Consider the following 18,588-nt stretch of genomic DNA (forward strand, 5'->3'; position numbering starts at 1 on the left):
GGCCGGCCCGACAACGCAGCCTGCGCTAAGCGGCGCCACCGTGTGTCGGCACCCGGGTTATCCCCAGTTGCATCCCGCTCCACAGGACTGCGGGGACTCCGGAGCCGCCGGCCAATGCGCCGCGCACCCGTCCTGCGTCGGCGCTCGTCCACTCGTGTGCGCAGGAGGGGTGGAACCCGGTTTCTACGCGCTTTGGCGGATGTTAGCCGCCTCACTGCGTCCCACAATAAAAGGCGCAATGAACCACAGCAGGTGCAGCATGAAGGGAATACGACGCCAATGACCGCCCACGGTCTTCGACATTGTTCCCACGCCGGGCAGTCCGACCCGCGAAAGGGTCCGGTATCGGACCGCGGACAATACCGATTTACACCCAACTACGGTTCGTTATTTCCAGTCGGTCCGCACATCCAACAAAGGAGAACACAATGAATACCAGTCTGGAAGAAAAGTTCGCCGATGCACTGCCAATGCTCAAGTCAGGCGGTGAATTGTTATTCAAGCTCATAACCAATGAGAGCGATGGAATAGCCAGCTATACCACCGGGTTTTTAGCCTACCATCCGACCGAGGCAGGCCAGGGATATCTTCAGGGCGTCGGAGTGCGATTGTACGATCGTTACGCCTACTGGAACAAAGACGCCGCTGCGATCAGCGATTGTGATGACACACCGTTTTCGGTGACGCGCTACAGCGACAAATTGACCCTCAAAGTACCGTTTTTGAAGAAGGGCATTTCTTATCCAGTCACCATCGTCATAAATCATTACCAGTTGATATCTGTGAAGATGCGCCAGGAGGGCGGCCTACTCGTCGGTCACGGTGCGCCGATGGCAATAAACTTTAAAACAGAGGTGATGAAGGACCCTTTGTCCGAGTTGGAACGCAAGTTAGCGTCGGAATCGGCCGGCTATATGCTGACGTTCCCATTTATCAAGCTACCAGAAAAAACCTCCGAAACTCAGGACTATCGCCGCAAGGCGCCCAGAGCGGCATCCGTCTTCCCCCTCGACCACAAAAACCTTCAGCCCGTACACAGCGTGTAGCGACAACAAGGTCAAACCATGACGACAATCGATGCGCCCCTCACCGTCACCGCTTTCTTACGCCACGTGCCGGAGTGGGTGTATGTGCAATCCGATCGGGATGGAACCGTCTACATCTGGCCGGGGCGAGAACATTCTCATGATGCCGGGGCCACTCTTCTCGCCCCGTCCACCGGTCATATCGTGGAATATCCCGCCGAAGGCGAGAACGACCTGGCGGTCGTCACCGATGATCACGGAAATCCCAAACACGTCGATGAGGGGTCCCGACGACTTTTGGTCACGTTACTCACGTCCGAGTCACGGATCCGCGATGAACGATCCTGGCGGGCCATGGTGGAAGCCGACTGGAGGGTTCTACAGGAAAAGTTGACCCATTATGCGATCGATAAACACTGGTGCGTCGACTACGACCGACTGATTCTGGGCTGGAACGACGATTTGACCGTTCTCAAACTGCTCCCCCGCCGGACGGAGACCTACGAGGTCAGCGCGGAGATAACGGCCACCTGGCGGGTGTCCATCAAGGTCCAGGACGCCGAGGACACCGAGCTGGCGCGACAGCGGGTCCTGGACATGCCGTGGGGAGAGATCAGCAACCTCGACGAGGTACACGATCGACCGCCCAACGCCCGGCACATCACCGTGACCGGTGTCGAAGCCGTCGCCCTGGAGCCGATCCCGCCGCACGGGTCCCGGGCGTGAAGCCTGCTGACGGCCCGCGGGGCGGTTGCCCATCCGGTCGGTTCAGGACCGGTGGCTCGCGATCCCCTCACCCGACAGCAGCGCGGGCACCGTCTCGCTGGTCACCAGCCCCTGGCCGGCGGTGACCTCGTCGACCACGGTGAACGCTTCGGCGATGCGGGTCGGGGTGTCCACGATGACGGTCGTCACCGGCACCCGACGGGCAACGGCCCACCATCGGTCGCCGTGCGGGCGGTGGTCGCCGTGGAAGCCCCAGATGCCGCGCAGCACCGTGGCACCGCGCACGCATCGCTGCCGGTAGAGCCGGCTCAGTAGCGCGCGGTGGACGGGTTCGCCGCCGAAACGGCCCGCCGCCGAGGTGTAGACGGTCAGCTTCTGCCACAGCGGCCGGCCGTGCTCGTCGGTGTCGGGCAGAGGGTGCGGACGCCCGAAGAACTCACCGTCGCGCTTGCAGATACGGACCCGCTCGGCTGTGATCACCGGCTCGGCGACCGCTTCAGCGAGTTCGGGCACCACCGCCGCGATCTGCGGGCCGGAGCCGACCGCGACGATCATGATCGGCACGTCGGCGTTGTTGCCGACGAAGCGGGCCCGTTGCCGCTGCCCGAAGCGGGTGCCATCGACCCCCAGGAACACCGACGCGCCAGCGATCCCGCGTCGGTGCAGCAACGCGCAGAGCGCGACGTGGGCGGGCACCGATCCGATCCGCTGCTTGCGGCCCAGATAGACGGTGAGTTTGGCCGCCTCGGTCAGCTCCGGCGGCGGCGCACCCGGCGGGATGCCGGTCAACAGCCGGGCGCGTTCCAGTGTGAGCTGGCCGCGGAAGGGAAGTGACCGCAGCGGATCCAGCAGGTCCTCGATCGCCGCGCGGGTGTCGACCGCGGTGATCGCGACCGGCGGATCCTCGGACAGGCTCAGCGTCCGGTCGCTGCGCAGGATCCGTTGCGGCCCAAAGCCACCCACACCGCGCAACACGATGCTGGTGGCGATCCGGCGGGAGCCGAACAGGTCCAGCAGCTCATCGGCGAGGAAACGACCGGCGCCGCCGCGGAGCCGTTCATTGAGGTAGACGGTGAGCTTGAGGCTGTCGCCCGCTGTCACGTCATGCACCTCACTGCCCTTCCGCCGACCCGAACGCCGCGTCCAGCGAAAACGATACTTTGCACGACCGGCCGGGCTGAGTAACATCACGGTTAGGCGATGAGGCTCGCCTTGAACCGCCATTTCGGCTGATGGCCTCTACCAGAGAACGATGTTGGTAGAGGCAGGTGCACCGTGACAGCGACCAGACGCGGCACCTTTCTCTCCCCACTCGATTCGAATCGGCTGCGCGCACCCGTCGCGCTTTTCGTGATCTCTTGCTGCCCAAATCATTTCGATTCGCCCCTATGGAGGATGCCATGACCTTCGTCACTACTCAGCCGGAACTGTTGACCGCGGCCGCCGCCGACCTGCAAGCCATCGGCGCTTCCCTGTCCTCCGGCAACCAGGCCGCCGCCGCCCCCACCACCGGGGTGATACCCGCCGCGGCGGACGAGGTGTCCGCACTGACAGCGACGCAATTCTGCGCCCAGGCGCAGTGGTATCAGGCGGTGAGCGTCCAGGCGACCGCGCTCCACGAGATGTTCATCGCCACGTTGGCCGCCGGCGCGGGGGCGTACGCCACCACCGAAGCCGCCAACGCGGTCGCCACCGCATAGCCGGGGCACGCGATGATCGACTTCGCCGTGCTGCCGCCCGAGGTCAACTCGGTCCGGATGTACAGCGGACCGGGGCCCGGCCCACTGCTTGCGGCAGCAGCGTCGTGGAACACGATCACCACTGAATTGGAGTTCGCCGCCGCGGGTTTCGCGGCCGTCATCGCCGCCCTGGCGGCGAGTTGGCAAGGCGGCGGAGCCACGGGCATGCTCGCCGCTGCCGCACCGGTGACCGCGTGGCTGCACCGCGCCGCGGCCACCGCGGCAGCCACCGCCGGACAGGCCTCCGCAGCGGCGGGCGCCTTCGAGTCGACGTTCGCGATGACGGTCCCGCCTGCGGTCATCGCGGCCAATCGAGCGTTGTTGGCAGCGCTGGTCGCCACCAATCTACTGGGCCAGAACACCCCGGCGATCGCCGCCACCGAAGCCCACTACCTGCAGATGTGGGTCCAGGACGCGGTCGCGATGTACACCTACGCGGCGACGTCGGCCGCAGCCACCCGGCTGCCGGCCTTCTCCACACCGACACCGCACGCCGACCCGGCCGGCCTCGGCGCCTCGACCACCACCGGCCCGGCGGCAACCGTGCTGCAACAGCTTGCCGCACCCGTGGTGACCACCTCACCGACCCTGGTCGACTACCTCGAGCACGTGCCCAATCTGATCAACACCATGCTGTCCACCAACAACGCGGTGGCCAGTGGCCGCAGCATCGACATCACCAACCAGCGGCTGGCTTTCCAGGAGGCGCGGAAGTCTTCCCCGCCGGTGCTGGTGGCGGCACCCGCGGTGACCGCCGCATTGGGCGTCGCACCGTCGGTCGGGGGTCTGTCGGTCCCGGTGTGTTGGGCCGCGCGGCCGGGTACCGCCCGGCCGGTCGCGGTGGCCCTGGCCTCCGCTGCCGCTCCGGGGTCAGCACCTGCGACGGCGACGCCGATGTCCGGCGGGGTCTTCGCCCAGACCAGCCTGGCCACCCTGGAACGGCGCGACGACAACCACCGTCGTTCCGAAACCGACCCTGTCCTGGTGCGGCCCGCCGCCGCACGATGACGAAAGGAACCCCGATGGACTTCGACCTACTGCCACCCGAGATCAACTCGGCGCGCATGTATTGCGGACCGGGTTCTGCTCCGCTGCTGGCGGCGTCCGGGGCGTGGAGTGGGCTGGCCGGCGAGTTGGCCCTCGCTGCCGTCGGTTTCGCCAGAGTGGTCGCCGCCCTCGTCGCCGACTTCTGGCGGGGTCCGTCGTCGTTGGCGATGAGCGGTGCCGCTGCGGGCTATGTGGCGTGGCTGCACCAGACCGCGGAGCACGCCGAATACACCGCGGCACAAGCCCGATCCGCGGCGGCGGCCTACCAGACCGCGTTCACGATGACCGTTCCCCCGCCGCTGATCGCCGCCAACCGCGCCCTGCTGCTGGCACTGATCGCAGGCAACCTGTTCGGGCAGAACAGTCCCGCGATCGCCGCCACCGAAGCCCACTACGAACAGATGTGGGCCCAGGATGTCACCGCGATGAACGGGTACGCGGCGTCGGCCGCGGCGGTCACCCGGTTGACGCCGTTCGCGAGCCCGCCGCCGGCGCCCGGCGGGCCTGCCTCGCTGGCCGCCGTGGCCGGGCCGGCGGCCAGCACGCCCGGGCTGGCGACCTACCTGCTGCAAATCCCGTCGCTGACCAGCGCCGCGGCCTCCACGTCGAGCTCCACGTTCTCCGGTTTCTCGATCGCCACCACCAATCACGCGCTCGCGGTCAACGCCCGCCGCGACGATGCGCAGGGGATCGGTCCGTTCGAGGTGGGTGCGCCGTGGCCGGTGTCCCCCGGGCCTGCGCCGGCCCCGATGACGCCGGTCGCGCGCCCGCCGGTGTCGGCCGCGCTGGGCGAGGCGAGCCTGGCCGGCCGGCTGTCGGTGCCGCCGTCGTGGACCACCTCGGTGCGCGCGACGCCGGTGGTACCGGCCGCGATCGACACCGCCGCCGCCCCGGCCGGTGCGGCGGCGTTCGCACCGGCGATGTTCGGTGAGGCGCTGCTGGGCACACTGGCCGGCCGCGGAGTCAGCACCGCGGCCGCCGGCCGGCGCCGCCCGGCCACCACATCGCGAACGCCGGCGACCGGGTGAGCGGCCCGGCTCAGCCCGGCTTGGCCGCCCGGACGATCGCCCCGTGCATGCCGTCGGCGATCCGGTGGGTGAACTCGACCGAGACCTCGGTGAACCCGGCGGCGAGCCCGTCGAGGTATTCGCCGCGCGACAGTGCCCCGGCGATGCAGCCGACGTGCGGACCCGTCGGTTCGCCGCCCGCCACCGCGGTGGCAGCGGCCGCATAACTCTGCCGCACCCGCTCGCGCACGCCCCGGTCGTCGTCGATCATGGTCCATAGACGAGCGTCAATATGTATGGCAGGCTGGCGCCATGACGTCCTCGGGTGATCTGGCCACCTGCTGCAACCCGGCGACCCGCGGCGCTGGCGGCGGTCTTCAGGGCACTCGGCGAGCCGACCCGGCTACGGCTGGTCTCACTGATCGCAGCGCAACCGGGCGCCGAAGCGTGCGTGTGCGACCTGACCGGCCCGGTCGGGCTGACCCGACCCACGGTCTCCATCATCTCAAGGTGCTGGTGCAAGCCGGGTTGATCGACCGGGAGCAGCGCGGTCGCTGGGCCTACTACCGGCTGCGCCCGGACCTGTGGGCGGCGTTGGCAGGGCTGCCGATCCGCTCGAACGAACCGGCCGGTTAATCCGGCAGCCGCAGTTCGGGCTTCTCGACCTCTTCGATGTTGACGTCCTTGAAGGTCACCACCCGCACCTGCTTGACGAAGCGGGCCGGCCGGTACATGTCCCACACCCAGGCGTCGGCGAGGCGCAGCTCGAAGTAGACCTCGCCGTCGGCGTTGCGGGGCACCATCTCCACGCTGTTGGCCAGGTAGAACCGCCGTTCAGTCTCCACGACGTAGCTGAACTGCCCCACGATGTCCTTGTATTCGCGGTACAGCGAGAGCTCCATCTCGGTTTCGTATTTTTCGAGATCCTCGGCACTCATCTACTCAGCTGTCCTTCTCCGTCGGGGATGAACCCATTGTTGCTCACCGGTGGCGGTACCCGGCCGTCACGACCCGCCGCACGTTGATGAACGACCGCCGGTGCTGCGGGCAGGGGCCCAGCTCGGTCAGGGCGGCGGTGTGCGCGCTGGTGCTGTAGCCCTTGTGCCCGGCGAACCCGTAGCCGGGGTGTTCGTCGTCCATCGCCACCATCAGCCGGTCCCGGCTGACCTTGGCCAGGATGCTGGCCGCCGCGATGCAGGCCGAGGCGGCGTCCCCGCCGATCACCGGCAGCGACGGTGCGCCCAGCCCCGGCACCGCGAACCCGTCGCTGAGCACGTAGCCGGGCCGCACCGGCAGGCCGGCGACGGCCCGGCGCATCCCCTCGATGTTGGCGGCGTGCACCCCGGTGCGGTCGACGTCGGCGGAATCGATGACCACCACGTGGTAGGCCAGAGCGGATCGCCGGATCAGCGTGAACAGCCGTTCCCGGGTGGCGGGGGTCAGTTTCTTGGAGTCGTCGAGTCCGGCCAGCGCCTCCGAGCGGCGGGCACCGAGCACGCAGGCGGCCACCACCAGCGGCCCGGCGCAGGCGCCGCGGCCGGCTTCGTCGACCCCGGCCACCGGGCCCAGGCCGCTGCGGTACAGCGCCGCCTCCAGGGTACGCAGCCCGCCGGAGCGCCGGATCACCGTCCGTGGTGGCCAGGTGGTCGTCATGCTCAGTGCCCCTGCTGCGGGTTGACCGACGCGACACCACCCCAGCGCGACGGCGGCCAGGCGATGAAGCGTGCTTTGCCGATCACGTTGGCCACCGGCACCGTGCCGGGGATCGGGTCGCCGGTGCAGATCACCCCGTCACGCAGGTCGTCGGGGTCGTTGACGCAGTGCGCGCGGGAGTCCGAGGAGTGGGTGCGGTTGTCCCCCATCACCCACAGCCGGTCCTCGGGCACGGTCACCGGCCCGAACGGGCTGCCCAGGCAGGGGTAGGCGGCCGGGTCGGCCATCAGCACCGACGGGTCCAGGTAGGGCTCATCGAGGCGCTGGCCGTCGACGGTCAGGCCGGTCTCGACCCGGCACTGCACGGTCTGCCCTCCGACCGCGATGACGCGTTTGACCAGGTCGTTCTCATCCGGGGGGACGAAGCCGACCACGCTGAGGGTGTTCTGCAGCCAGCGCAGCGCGGTGTTGTCCGAGCGGATCGACTGGTAGCCGACGTTCCACGCCGGCGGCCCCTTGAACACGACGACGTCGCCGGGTTGCGGGGTGGTGAATCGGTAGGTGACCTTGTCGACCATGATCCGGTCCCCGACACAGCCCGGGCAGCCGTGCAGGGTCGGCTCCATGGACTCCGACGGGATCAGGTAGGGCCGGGCCACGAACGTCAACATGACGTAGTAGATGGCGACCGCGAGGACGACCAGCGTGGTGGTCTCGCGCAGTGTGCTGCGCTTCTTGTCGCGGGGTTCGTCGGGCCGCTCGCCGTCGGAGGGTTCGGATGGACCCGTCCCGGGAGTCTGCTCGGCGTCGGTCACGGGTTCAGCGTAGCCAGCCCGCCGGCGGGCGCCGGAGCGCCCCCGGCGGCCGAGATCAGCGCTTCTCCTTGATCTTGGCCCGCTTGCCGCGACGCTCACGCAGGTAGTACAGCTTGGCGCGCCGCACCGCACCGCGGGTGACGACCTCGATGTGGTCGATGTTGGGCGAGTGCACCGGGAAGGTGCGCTCCACGCCGACGCCGTAGCTCTCCTTGCGGACGGTGAAGGTCTCCCGGACACCCCCACCCTGGCGGCGGATCACCACGCCCTTGAACACCTGGATGCGCTCTTTGGTGCCCTCGATGACCTTCACGTGCACGTTGACGGTGTCGCCGGCACCGAAGGTCGGGATGTCGTCGCGCAGCGACGCCTTGTCGACGAAGTCCAGCGTGTTCATGAGGGGGCACATCCTTGCAGGTCACGGCCGCGGGCAGGTCGGCCACGAGACGTGGCACCAGGCACCGGACCGGTTGGGCGGGCATTTATGGCGTGTCTCCGGCGACCGGCCGGACTCGGCCGGCCCACCGGCGAACTGCCGGGACAACTGCCCAATTGTGCCAGACGAGCGGGGCGCAACGAAATCGCCCGGTCGACCGGGCCGGTAGCACCTGCTGGGCAGGCCACTCATGGTAAATCTTGTCTGCAGATATCGGCACGGCGACGTCTGCCCGACGACATCGGTTCACCCCAAGGAGGGTCCATGCGAGCGCGGCTGCCCAAACCGGTCCCCCGGCTCGCGACCGCGGTCGCGGTGGTCCTCGCGGTGCTCACCGGGTGTGGAGCCAACGCGCACGGGGCGCCCCGGGTCACCGCCGCCGCGCAGTCGCCGATCAACTTCATCACCCCGCTGGCGACCGCGATCGCGCCGGCGCCGCAGGTGCCCTTCGGCCTACCGAACGCCGCGCTCGACGGGATGGGCGAACGGTTGGAGCTGGCCGTCGGGCTGGCCGCGGCGCGCGGTGCCGTCGCGTCGGTGGCGATGCTGGACCGCTCCACCGGTCAGGTGGTCGCCAACGGTGCGACCACCCCGATGGCGATCGCGTCGGTGGCCAAGCTGTTCATCGCCGACGATCTGCTGGTGCGCGGCCCGCTGTCGGACGAGGACCGGGCCAGCCTCGACGCGATGCTGCGGTCCTCCGACGACAACGCCGCCGAGGAGTTCTGGAACCGGGACGGCGGGGACGAGATCGTCACCCGGGTGGCGGCCCGGTACGGGTTGACCGCGACGACCCCGGGCAGCGACGGCCGCTGGTGGAACGTGGTCAGCACCCCGTTGGAGTTGGTGCGCTACTACGACATGTTGCTGGGCGGGCGCGGCGGCCTGGACCCCGAACAGGCGAACATCATCGTCGACAACCTGGTGCAGGCCACCCCGACCGGCATCGACGGCTACCCGCAACGGTTCGGGATCCCCGAGGGCCTCTACGCCGAGCCGGTGGCGGTCAAGCAGGGCTGGATGTGCTGCATCGGGGCGGACTGGATGCACCTGTCGACCGGGGTGATCGGCGCCGACCGCCGCTATGTGCTGGCGGTCGGTTCGCTGCAGCCCGGCGACGACGCCGACGCCCGCACCACCATCACCGATGTGGTGGCCGCGATGTTCCCCGACGGCCGGATCTGACCCCGACGGTCAGTCCAGCAGGTCGGGGCGGCGCTCCCGGGTGCGCCGCAGGGAGGCCTCCCGTCGCCAGGCCTCGATCCGCCCGTGGTCACCGGAGAGCAGCACCGGCGGCACCTCCAGACCCCGCCAGCTGGCCGGCCGGGTGTAGCTGGGTCCCTCGAGCAGCCCGTCGCGCCCCGGAGAGTGCGAATCGTCGTGGTGGGAGGCGGGATTGCCCAGGACGTCGGGCAGCAGCCGCAGCACGGCCTCGACCATGACCAGGGCGGCCGCCTCGCCGCCGGCCAGCACGTAGTCGCCGATCGAGACCTCCTCGACCCGCATCCGCCGGGCGGCGTCCTCGGCCACCCGCTGGTCGATGCCCTCGTAGCGGCCGCAGGCGAACACCAGATGCGATTCGGTGGCCCAGCGCTGCGCGGTGTCCTGGGTGAACAGGGCGCCCGCCGGGCTGGGGATCACCAAAACCGTGTCGGGGCCGCAGATCTCGTCCAGCGCGGCACCCCACACCGGGGCCTTCATCACCATGCCCGGCCCGCCACCGTAGGGGGTGTCGTCCACCGAGCGGTGCACGTCGTGGGTCCAGTTCCGCAGGTCGTGCAAGCGCAGGCCGACCCGGCCGGATTCGATCGCCTTGCCGGGCAGGGACTGCCGCAGCGGCGCGAGGTACTCCGGGAAGATCGTGACGATGTCGATGTTCACGTCGACGGTTTCGGCTGGTTGACCTCGAGCAGCCCGTCCGGCGGGTCGATTTCGATGAGCTCGTCGCGCAGCGACACCGAGGTCACGATCGCGCTGACGAACGGCACCAGCAGCTCATCGCCGTGCGGCCGGCGCACCGACAGCAGTTCGCCTGCGCCGGTGTGCAGCACCTCGCCGACCTCCCCGAGCACCGTGCCGTCGGGGATGCGCACCTGCAGGCCGACCAGCTGGTGGTCGTAGAACTCGTCGGGGTCGTCGATGGGCGGCAGGTCGGCGATGTCGATCAGCAGCAGGTTGCCGCGCAGCGCGTCGGCGCCGTCGCGGTCGCCGACACCGGCCAGCCGCACCAGCAGCCGCGCGCCGTGCGGGCGCACCGTCTCGATGGTGACGTCGCGGCCCGGGCCGCGGTCGCGGGGGGGGCGCGCGCGCAGCCGCGCACCGGGGGCGAACCGCCGGTCGGGGTCGTCGGTGCGGACCTCGACGACCAGTTCCCCGGTGATGCCGTGGGCTTTCACCAGCCGGCCGACCACGACCTCCATGGGTGCCTGCTAGCGGTCGGTGTCCACCACGTCGACGCGGATACCGCGGCCGCCGATGCCGGCCACCAGGGTGCGCAACGCGGTGGCGGTGCGTCCGCCCCGGCCGATGACCTTGCCCAGGTCGTCGGGGTGCACGTGCACCTCGACGGTGCGGCCCCGCCGGTTGGTCAGCAGGTCGACGTGGACGTCGTCGGGGTTGTCGACGATGCCACGGACCAGGTGCTCGACAGCGTCGACGACGACAGCGCTCATCGTCCCGCTCAGCTCTCGGTCTTCGGCTCGGCCGCGTCGCCTGCGTCGGCGGCCGGCTCGGCCGGCGCGTCCGCCTTCTCGTCGGCCTTTTCGTCGACCTTTTCGTCGGCCTTCTTTTCGGCCTTCTTCTCGGCCTTCTTGGCGTCAGCCTTGCCGTCGGCCTTCTCGTCAGCCTTGTCGTCGGCCTTCTTGGCCTTCTTCTTCGGCGTCGTCGCCTCGGTGCTCGGGGCGCCGTCGGCCTCGGCCAACGCGGCGTTGAACAGGTCCAGCTTGCTGGGCTTGGGCTCGGCGACCTTCAGGGTGCCCTCCGCGCCGGGCAGGCCCTTGTGCTTCTGCCAGTCACCGGTGATCTTCAGCAGCTTGAGCACCGGCTCGGTGGGCTGAGCCCCCACCGACAGCCAGTACTGGGCCCGCTCGGAGTCGATCTCGATGAGGCTGGGCTCTTCCTTGGGGTGGTAGCGCCCGATGATCTCGATCGCGCGCCCGTCGCGGCGGGTCCGCGCGTCGGCCACCGCGATGCGGTACTGGGGGTTACGAATCTTGCCAAGCCGGGTCAGCTTGATTTTCACGGCCATGGTTCGGCGACACTCCTGTGGTTGTCACGCTGCAATTCAGCGACGCGGGCGGGATGCCCGGGCCCGGTTTTGCCTCGCGTGTGTGACCGCCGGGCAAGCGCCCTCACCGGGCGGGTCGCGCGGCGGACAGCGGGAAATTCTGCCACACCGGGGCACCGCCCCGGTAATCCGCCGCTCAGATGCCCAGCACCACCTTGGCGATCAGGAAGTACAGCAGCAGCCCGGTGGCGTCGACGAAGGTGGAGATGAACGGGTTGGAGAACACCGCCGGGTCGGCGCGGATCGCCCGGGCGATCAGCGGCATGGTGCCGCCGACGGTGGCGGCCATGGTGCACACGCTCAGCAGCGACAAGCCGATCACCGTACCCAGTGCCGTGTCGTAGACGATGCTGGCCAGCACGAACGCCAGCGACCCCAGCAGCAGCCCCAGCGACAGCCCGACCCGGAACTCCCGGGCCACCACCTTGGTGATGTCACGCGAACCGATGTCGCCGAGCGCCAGCGCACGGGTGACCGTGGTCGCCGCCTGGTTGCCGGTGTTGCCGCCGGTTCCGATCAGCAGCGGCACGAACAGCGCCAACGCGACCACCTGGCTCAGGGTCGCCTCGAACACCGACAGCACCTGCACGGTCAAGGTGGCGCCGACGGCCAGCACCAGCAGCCACACCACCCGGCCGCGCACCAGGTTGCGCACCGGGTTGGTCAGGTACGGCCGGCGCAGCGGTTCGGTACCACCGGCGCGGGCCTGGTCCTCGGTCTCGGCGGTCTCGAGGATGCGCAGCGCGTCGTCGACGGTGAGGATGCCCACCAGCCGCGACTCGTTGTCGACCACCGGCAGCACCAGCGCCTTGAGGTCCGCGCAGCGCCGTGCCGCCTCCTCGGCGTCGTCGCTGGCGCGCACCGGGTAGGCCCGCTCCATCAGGTCGGCGATCCGGGTCTCCGGCGCCGCGCCCATCAGGTCGCGCAGGTTGACCACCCCGACCAGGGTGCGGTGGTTGTCGGTGACCGGCAGCACGTAGACCGTCTCGGCGTCGACCAGGTGCGCCGCCACCCGCTCCAGCGCCGCCGCCGCGGTCGAATCGGTGCGCACCGCAACGAATTCCGGGCTCATGCGCCGGCCGATCGAGCCCTGCGGGTAGCCCAGGATGCTGGCGGTCATCGCCCGCTCGCGCAGCGGCAGACCCTGCAGCAGGCGCCGCGCCACCGAGGCGGGCAGTTCGTCGAGCAGTTCCACACGGTCGTCGGGATCCAGTTCGGCGAACAGCGCGGCGACGTCGTCCTTCTGCAGCCCGCCGACGAGGTCGCTTTGCAGGCTGGGATCGAGGTCCTCGAAGACCTCCAGCGCCTGCTCCTTGGAGAGCAGCCGGTAGATCACCGCCCGCTCGGTGTTGTCGAGGCGCTCCAGCACCTCGACGATCTCGGCCGAGCCGAGCGGGCGGACCGCGGTGGTCACCGCGGCGAGGTCACGATCGTCGAGGGCGCGTTCGACGGTCTTCGTCACCGCCTCGCGGTTCCACTGCTCCATCCGTCCGGTCCCCTGCCTGTCGTCCGCACCCGTCGCCGATTGAACACGATCGCGCCGCCACGTTAGGCTCGGCAGCCGTGCGAAACCTTGCGGTCCTGCTGGCCTGTCTCACCGTCGCGCTGGCCGGTCTGTGCACTGCACCGCCGGCCCGGTCGGATACTGCGATCCAGCCGCCGGGAACCGCCGCGATCCCGGATGGACCGGCGCCGAACTGGATCATCGCCGACCTGGACAGCGGGGCGATCCTGGCTGAGCGTAACGGCTCGGCGGTGACTCCGCCCGCCAGCACCATCAAAGTGCTGTTGGCGCTGGCGGTTCTCGACGAGGTCGACCTGTCGGCGACGGCGGTGGCCACCGACGCCGACGTCGACGTGGAATGCAACTGCGTCGGGGTGCGGCCGGGCCGCAGCTACACCGCCCGCCAGCTACTCGACGGCGCGCTGCTGGCCTCCGGCAACGACGCGGCCAACACGCTCGCCGAGTTGCTGGGCGGCCCGGCGGCCGCGGTGGCCAAGATGAACGCCAAGGCCGCCGCGCTCGGCGCGACCGCCACCCACGCGGCCACTCCGTCCGGGCTCGACGGCGCGGGCGGGTCGGGCTCGACCAGCCCGCACGACCTGGCGGTGATCTTCCGGGCCGCGCTGGGCAACCCGGTGTTCGCCCAGATCGTCGCGCAGCCCTCGGCCACGTTCCCCGCCGCCGACGGCGGCCAGACGGTGCTGACCAACACCAACGAGCTGCTGACCCGCTACCCCGGCGCGCTGGGCGGCAAGACCGGGTTCACCAACGCCGCCCGCAAGACCTACGTCGGCGCCGCGGCCCGCGACCGCCGCCGGCTGGTGGTGGCGATGACCTACGGGCTCATCCACGAGGGCGGCCCCACCTACTGGGATCAGGCGGCGAGCCTGCTGGACTGGGGATTCGCCCAGGGACCGCAGGCGTCGGTCGGATCGCTCTGAGCCGCCGGGCCGGTCAGTACACCCGCCCGCCGAGCATCACCACGTCGGGGCGGCTGAGCACCTCCGGGCCACCGCGCGGATCCGCGGCGTAACACAGCAGGTCGGCCGGGGCGCCGTCGGCCAGACCGGGCGCGCCCAGCCAGTCCCGGGCCGCCCAGCTGGCCGCGCCCAGCGCCTCGGTGGCGTCCATGCCGATCCCGGCCAGCGCCGCCACCTCATCGGCGACCCGGCCGTGGACGATCATGCCGCCGGCGTCGGTGCCGGCGTAGATCGGGATCCCGGCCTCGCGGGCCGCGGCGATGCGCGGGCGGCACCGGTCGAACAGGGCGCGCATGTGCGCGGCGTAGGTCGGGTACCGGGTGGCCGAGTCGGCGATCTCGGGGAAGTTGTCGATGTTGATCAGGGTGGGCACCAGCGCGGTGCCGCGCTCGGCCATCAGGTCGATGACGTCGTCGGTGATGCCGGTGCCGTGCTCGATGCAGTCGATGCCCGCGGTGATCAGGCCGGGCAGCGCATCCTCGCCGAAGACGTGCGCGGTGACCCGGGCACCCTCGGCGTGGGCGGCGGCGATCGCGGTCTCCAGCGCCGCGTCGGACCACAGCGGGGCCAGATCGCCGAGGGACCGGTCGATCCAGTCACCGACCAGTTTCACCCAGCCGTCGCCGCGGCGGGCCTGCTCGGCGACCGCGGCGGGCAGGTCGGCCTCGTCGTCGATGTCGAGGCCCAGGCCCGGGATGTAGCGCTTGGTCTTCGCCAGGTGCCTGCCGGCCCGGATGATCCGCGGCAGGTCGGTGCGCTCGTCGAGGTGGCGGGTGTCCACCGGCACCCCGGCGTCGCGCAGCAGCAGCACCCCGGTGGCGCGTTCGGTCTCGGCCTGACGGATCAGTTCCTCGCCGTCGGCGGGCCCGCCGCCGTAGGCGATGCCGACGTGGCAGTGCGCATCCACCAGGCCCGGGATGATCCAGCCGGCCGTAAAGACCGTCTGCGCGCCGGGCACCTCCTCGGTGCGCAGTACGCCGTCGACCACCCAGTACTCGACCGGCTCCCCGTCGGGCAGGCCGCGGCCCCGGACATGCAATACCACTGCGGGCCTACTTCTTGCCCGGGAACTTCAGCTGGGACAGGTCGAAGTCGGCCAGCCCGGGCGGCAGCTCGTCGAGCCCGGCCGGCATCGCCGACAGGTCGGGGAACCCGGCGGGCATGCCGCCGAGCGGGCCGCGCACCTTCGGCGGGGTGGGCCCGCGCCGCTTGCCCTTCTTGTTTTTGCCGCCCTTGCCCTTGGTCTTGCGGGTGGCCGATTTGCGGCCGCCGACGCCGGGGATGCCCATGCCGCCCATCATCGACGACATCATCTTGCGGGCCTCGAAGAACCGGTCCACCAGCTGGTTGACCTCGCTGACCGCCACCCCGGAGCCGTTGGCGATGCGCAGCCGGCGGGAGGCGTTGATGATCTTGGGGTCGGCCCGTTCGGCCGGGGTCATGCCGCGGATGATGGCCTGCAGCCGGTCGAGCTGCTTGTCGTCGACGGCCGCCAGCGCCTCCTTCATCTGACCCGCGCCGGGCAGCATGCCCAGCAGGTTGCCGATCGGGCCCATCTTGCGCACCGCGAGCATCTGCTCGAGGAAGTCCTCCAGGGTCAGCTCGCCGGTGCCGATCTTGGCGGCGGCGGCCTCGGCCTGCTCGGCGTCGAAGACCTGCTCGGCCTGCTCGATGAGGCTGAGCACGTCGCCCATGCCCAGGATGCGGCTGGCCATCCGGTCGGGGTGGAAGACGTCGAAGTCCTCCAGCTTCTCCCCGGTGGAGGCGAACAGGATGGGCTCGCCGGTGACCTCCCGCACCGACAGTGCAGCGCCGCCGCGGGCGTCGCCGTCGAGCTTGGTCAGCACCACCCCGGTGAAGCCGACGCCCTCCCGGAACGCGTCGGCGGTGGCCACCGCGTCCTGACCGACCATCGCGTCGAGGACGAACAGCACCTCGTCGGGGTCGACGGCGCCGCGGATGGCGGCGGCCTGGGCCATCATCTCCTCGTCGATGCCCAGCCGGCCGGCGGTGTCGACGACGACGACGTCGAAGTGCTTGGCCTTGGCCTCGGCCAGCCCGTCCGCGGCGACCTGCACCGGGTCGCCGGGCCCGGCCGCGTGGTCGCCGTCGGCGGTGGTGCCCGGGTGCGGCGCGAACACGCTCACCCCGGCGCGTTCCCCGACGATCTGCAGCTGGTTGACCGCGCCGGGGCGCTGCAGGTCGCAGGCCACCAGCAGCGGGGTGTGGCCCTGGCCGCGCAGCCAGCGGGCGAGTTTGCCTGCCAGGGTGGTCTTACCCGCGCCCTGCAGGCCGGCGAGCATGATCACCGTCGGCGGGGTCTTGGCGAACGCCAACTGGCGGGTCTGGCCGCCGAGGATGCCGATGAGCTCCTCGTTGACGATCTTGACGACCTGCTGGGCGGGGTTGAGCGCGCCGGAGACCTCCGCGCCCTTGGCGCGCTCCTTGATCCGGGTGATGAAGGCCCGCACCACCGGCAGCGACACGTCGGCTTCCAGCAGCGCCAGCCGGATCTCGCGGGTGGTGGCGTCGATGTCGGCGTCGGTCAGCCGGCCCTTGCCGCGCAGCCCGGTGAGGGCACTGGTCAACCGGTCGGAGAGCGATTCAAACACGCCGCCAGCCTAACCGCCGGCGCCGACGGCCCGGGCGGGGTGATCGTCGCGGGGGCTAGATGGCGTCGGGTCCGCGTTCGCCGGTGCGCACCCGCACCACGGTGTCCACCGGGGTGGCCCAGACCTTGCCGTCGCCGATCTTGCCGGTGCGGGCGGCCTCGACGATCGTGGTGACCGCGTCGTCGGCCAGCGCGCTGTCCACCAGCACCTCCACCCGGATCTTCGGCACGAACTCGCTGCCGGTGTCCTCGGCGAGGGCGGGGCCGTAGTCGTCGAGCTGGCCCTGCTGGCGGCCGAAGCCGCGGGCGTCGCTGACCGTCATCCCGCGCACCCCGATGCGCTCCAGGGCGGTCTTGACGTCGTCCAGCGTGACCGGCTTGATGATCGCGGTCACCAGTTTCATCTCGTCGCTCCCTCTGCGTTCGATCGGGTGGGGTCGGCGCCGCCGGTCAGCCCAGCAGCGCGTCGACGAAGGCGCCCGGCTCGAACGGCGCCAGGTCGTCGGGGCCCTCCCCGAGCCCGACCAGTTTCACCGGCACGCCCAGTTCCTGCTGGACACGGAAGACGATGCCGCCCTTGGCGGTTCCGTCGAGTTTGGTCAGCACCACCCCGGTGATGTCGACGACCTCGGCGAAGACCTTGGCCTGGGCCAGACCGTTCTGCCCGACGGTGGCGTCGAGCACCAGCAGCACCTCGTCGACCGCGGCGCGGCGGGTCACCACCCGCTTGACCTTGCCCAGCTCGTCCATCAGCCCGGCCTTGGTGTGCAGCCGCCCGGCGGTGTCGACCAGGATGACGTCGGCGCCGGCGGCGATGCCGGTGTCGACGGCGTCGAAGGCGACCGAGGCGGGGTCGGCGCCCTCGGCGCCGCGCACCACCTCCGCGCCCACCCGCGCGGCCCAGGCCTGCAGCTGGTCGGCGGCGGCGGCGCGGAAGGTGTCCGCCGCGCCCAGCACCACCCGTCGGCCGTCGGCCACCAGCACCCGGGCGAGTTTGCCGACGGTGGTGGTCTTGCCGGTGCCGTTGACCCCGACGACCAGCAGCACCGCCGGGTGGTCGGGGTGCGGCAGCGCCCGGATCGACCGGTCCAGGTCGGGCTGCAGTTCGGTGATGAGCACCTCGCGCAGCACCGCGCGGGCGTCCGCCTCGGTGCGCACCGCGCCGCCGGCCAACCGGTCGTGCAGCGCGGCGACCACCGATGCGGTGGCGGTGGGCCCCAGGTCGGCGATGAGCAGGGTGTCCTCGACCTCTTCCCAGGAGTCCTGGTCGAGGTCGCCGCCGCCGAGCAGCCCGAGCATGCTGCGGCCCAGGGTGCTCTGCGAGCGGGCCAGCCTGCCGCGCAGCCGTTCCAGCCGGCCCTCGACCGGGACGATGGTCTCGGCGGCCGGGGCGGTCTCGATGACCGGGGCGGTCTCGGTGGCCGGCGGCGTCTCGCCGGCCGGCTCGGGAGCGGGCGGGGCGGGCTCGGGTGTCGGCGGTTGCGGTACGGGCTCGGGTGCCGGCGGTTGCGGGGCGGCCGGTTCCGGTGGGGCCGCCGGGGCGGGCGGCGGCGGTGCGGCGGCGGGCGGTGCGGCGGACTGGCTGAAGGTGATCCCCGCCTCGGCGGTGTAGCCGCCGGAGCGGTCCAACGTGGGCGCCGGGCGGTCGCCGGACAGGCTGATCCGGCGGCGGCGGTAGCGCACCAGCCCGAACGCGAGGACGGCGAGGACGACCAGGACGGCGACGACGGCGAGGGCGATCCAGACGGGTTCGGGCACG

At 70.7% G+C, this 18,588-nt stretch carries 24 protein-coding genes and 1 riboswitch; of the genes, 9 read left to right on the forward strand and 15 right to left on the reverse strand.

Annotated features, from left to right (window positions below):
• The first annotated feature begins 428 nt into the window (after positions 1-428).
• Both AWC30_RS17470 and AWC30_RS17475 read left to right on the forward strand, forming a co-directional pair.
• Entirely contained in the window at positions 429-1,046 is a 618-nt protein-coding gene (locus AWC30_RS17470) for a hypothetical protein (protein ID WP_133053630.1), read from the forward strand.
• A gap of 18 nt (positions 1,047-1,064) precedes the next feature.
• A complete protein-coding gene (locus AWC30_RS17475; RefSeq protein WP_133053631.1) occupies positions 1,065-1,751 on the forward strand; it encodes a hypothetical protein in 687 nt (228 codons plus the stop codon).
• 42 nt (positions 1,752-1,793) lie between these two features.
• Here the strand turns inward: AWC30_RS17475 and AWC30_RS00635 are convergent, their stop codons facing one another.
• Complete coding sequence (locus tag AWC30_RS00635) at positions 1,794-2,852, reverse strand: putative PII-like signaling protein (RefSeq protein WP_234807884.1); 1,059 nt, start codon at positions 2,850-2,852, stop codon at positions 1,794-1,796.
• 86 nt (positions 2,853-2,938) lie between these two features.
• Positions 2,939-3,000: riboswitch (Fluoride riboswitch) on the forward strand.
• A 151-nt stretch (positions 3,001-3,151) separates the two neighbouring features.
• On the opposite strand from AWC30_RS00635, the gene AWC30_RS00640 reads away from it, so the two are divergent.
• From AWC30_RS00640 to AWC30_RS17675, 3 genes are read left to right on the forward strand one after another with little or no spacing between them, the layout of a single operon-like run.
• A complete protein-coding gene (locus AWC30_RS00640) occupies positions 3,152-3,451 on the forward strand; it encodes a PE family protein (RefSeq protein ID WP_085107684.1) in 300 nt (99 codons plus the stop codon).
• 12 nt (positions 3,452-3,463) lie between these two features.
• Positions 3,464-4,498 carry a PPE family protein gene (locus AWC30_RS17670; protein WP_085107411.1) on the forward strand — a complete coding sequence of 345 codons (1,035 nt, stop codon included), beginning with the start codon at positions 3,464-3,466 and terminating at the stop codon, positions 4,496-4,498.
• Positions 4,499-4,512: 14 nt separating this feature from the next.
• Entirely contained in the window at positions 4,513-5,565 is a 1,053-nt protein-coding gene (locus AWC30_RS17675) for a PPE family protein (protein ID WP_085107414.1), read from the forward strand.
• A 10-nt stretch (positions 5,566-5,575) separates the two neighbouring features.
• Here AWC30_RS17675 and AWC30_RS17940 read toward each other — a convergent pair whose 3' ends face one another.
• Positions 5,576-5,815 (reverse strand): hypothetical protein, encoded by a 240-nt coding sequence (locus AWC30_RS17940; protein WP_234807885.1) that lies wholly within the window; start codon positions 5,813-5,815, stop codon positions 5,576-5,578.
• Between the two features lie 54 nt (positions 5,816-5,869).
• Between AWC30_RS17940 and AWC30_RS18260 the strand changes: the two genes are divergently transcribed.
• Together AWC30_RS18260 and AWC30_RS18265 are read left to right on the forward strand one after the other, a co-directional pair.
• On the forward strand, positions 5,870-6,076 hold the full coding sequence (locus AWC30_RS18260; RefSeq protein ID WP_372507267.1) for an ArsR/SmtB family transcription factor: 207 nt from the start codon (positions 5,870-5,872) through the stop codon (positions 6,074-6,076).
• On the forward strand, positions 6,055-6,180 hold the full coding sequence (locus tag AWC30_RS18265) for a hypothetical protein (RefSeq protein WP_372507268.1): 126 nt from the start codon (positions 6,055-6,057) through the stop codon (positions 6,178-6,180). Before AWC30_RS18260 ends, AWC30_RS18265 begins: the two co-directional genes overlap by 22 nt.
• On the opposite strand, the gene AWC30_RS00665 is transcribed toward AWC30_RS18265, so the two are convergent.
• The 4 genes from AWC30_RS00665 to rplS are packed head-to-tail and all read right to left on the reverse strand — an operon-like array spanning position 6,177 to position 8,409.
• Positions 6,177-6,482 carry a DUF2469 domain-containing protein gene (locus tag AWC30_RS00665; RefSeq protein WP_066854430.1) on the reverse strand — a complete coding sequence of 102 codons (306 nt, stop codon included), beginning with the start codon at positions 6,480-6,482 and terminating at the stop codon, positions 6,177-6,179. The two genes, AWC30_RS18265 and AWC30_RS00665, sit on opposite strands and share 4 nt — an antisense overlap.
• A 43-nt stretch (positions 6,483-6,525) precedes the next feature.
• A complete protein-coding gene (locus AWC30_RS00670; protein WP_085107417.1) occupies positions 6,526-7,197 on the reverse strand; it encodes a ribonuclease HII in 672 nt (223 codons plus the stop codon).
• 2 nt (positions 7,198-7,199) lie between these two features.
• A complete protein-coding gene (lepB, locus tag AWC30_RS00675; RefSeq protein WP_372507269.1) occupies positions 7,200-8,111 on the reverse strand; it encodes a signal peptidase I in 912 nt (303 codons plus the stop codon).
• Positions 8,068-8,409, reverse strand: coding sequence for a 50S ribosomal protein L19 (gene rplS / locus AWC30_RS00680; RefSeq protein ID WP_085107687.1), 342 nt, complete (start codon positions 8,407-8,409; stop codon positions 8,068-8,070). The genes lepB and rplS overlap by 44 nt, the downstream gene beginning before the upstream one ends.
• Positions 8,410-8,712: 303 nt before the next feature.
• On the opposite strand from rplS, the gene AWC30_RS00685 reads away from it, so the two are divergent.
• Positions 8,713-9,633, forward strand: a complete 921-nt coding sequence (locus tag AWC30_RS00685; protein ID WP_085107422.1) for a serine hydrolase — start codon at positions 8,713-8,715, stop codon at positions 9,631-9,633.
• 9 nt (positions 9,634-9,642) lie between these two features.
• On the opposite strand, the gene trmD is transcribed toward AWC30_RS00685, so the two are convergent.
• The 5 genes from trmD to mgtE form a co-directional block, all read right to left on the reverse strand.
• The gene (gene trmD, locus AWC30_RS00690) at positions 9,643-10,329 is read right to left on the reverse strand and encodes a tRNA (guanosine(37)-N1)-methyltransferase TrmD (protein ID WP_085107425.1); all 687 of its coding nucleotides are present in this window, start codon (positions 10,327-10,329) and stop codon (positions 9,643-9,645) included.
• Complete coding sequence (rimM, locus tag AWC30_RS00695) at positions 10,326-10,868, reverse strand: ribosome maturation factor RimM (protein ID WP_085107428.1); 543 nt, start codon at positions 10,866-10,868, stop codon at positions 10,326-10,328. Before rimM ends, trmD begins: the two co-directional genes overlap by 4 nt.
• 9 nt (positions 10,869-10,877) lie before the next feature.
• Positions 10,878-11,120, reverse strand: a complete 243-nt coding sequence (locus AWC30_RS00700) for an RNA-binding protein (RefSeq protein ID WP_066854419.1) — start codon at positions 11,118-11,120, stop codon at positions 10,878-10,880.
• Between the two features lie 8 nt (positions 11,121-11,128).
• Complete coding sequence (gene rpsP, locus AWC30_RS00705) at positions 11,129-11,695, reverse strand: 30S ribosomal protein S16 (RefSeq protein ID WP_085107431.1); 567 nt, start codon at positions 11,693-11,695, stop codon at positions 11,129-11,131.
• Positions 11,696-11,870: 175 nt separating this feature from the next.
• Complete coding sequence (gene mgtE, locus AWC30_RS00710) at positions 11,871-13,220, reverse strand: magnesium transporter (RefSeq protein WP_085107433.1); 1,350 nt, start codon at positions 13,218-13,220, stop codon at positions 11,871-11,873.
• Between the two features lie 77 nt (positions 13,221-13,297).
• On the opposite strand from mgtE, the gene AWC30_RS00715 reads away from it, so the two are divergent.
• A complete protein-coding gene (locus AWC30_RS00715; RefSeq protein ID WP_372507270.1) occupies positions 13,298-14,179 on the forward strand; it encodes a D-alanyl-D-alanine carboxypeptidase family protein in 882 nt (293 codons plus the stop codon).
• A gap of 13 nt (positions 14,180-14,192) precedes the next feature.
• Here AWC30_RS00715 and AWC30_RS00720 read toward each other — a convergent pair whose 3' ends face one another.
• From AWC30_RS00720 to ftsY, 4 genes are read right to left on the reverse strand one after another with little or no spacing between them, the layout of a single operon-like run.
• Positions 14,193-15,263: an amidohydrolase family protein gene (locus tag AWC30_RS00720; RefSeq protein WP_085107437.1), complete on the reverse strand. Its 1,071-nt coding sequence runs from the start codon at positions 15,261-15,263 to the stop codon at positions 14,193-14,195.
• A 7-nt stretch (positions 15,264-15,270) separates the two neighbouring features.
• Entirely contained in the window at positions 15,271-16,830 is a 1,560-nt protein-coding gene (gene ffh, locus AWC30_RS00725) for a signal recognition particle protein (RefSeq protein WP_085107439.1), read from the reverse strand.
• 55 nt (positions 16,831-16,885) lie between these two features.
• On the reverse strand, positions 16,886-17,233 hold the full coding sequence (locus AWC30_RS00730; RefSeq protein WP_085107442.1) for a P-II family nitrogen regulator: 348 nt from the start codon (positions 17,231-17,233) through the stop codon (positions 16,886-16,888).
• Between the two features lie 46 nt (positions 17,234-17,279).
• The gene (ftsY, locus tag AWC30_RS00735) at positions 17,280-18,587 is read right to left on the reverse strand and encodes a signal recognition particle-docking protein FtsY (protein WP_085107445.1); all 1,308 of its coding nucleotides are present in this window, start codon (positions 18,585-18,587) and stop codon (positions 17,280-17,282) included.
• Between the last annotated feature and the right edge of the window lies 1 nt (position 18,588).

The sequence above is a fragment of the Mycolicibacillus trivialis genome (genome assembly GCF_002102395.1).
Taxonomy (GTDB): domain Bacteria; phylum Actinomycetota; class Actinomycetes; order Mycobacteriales; family Mycobacteriaceae; genus Mycobacterium; species Mycobacterium triviale.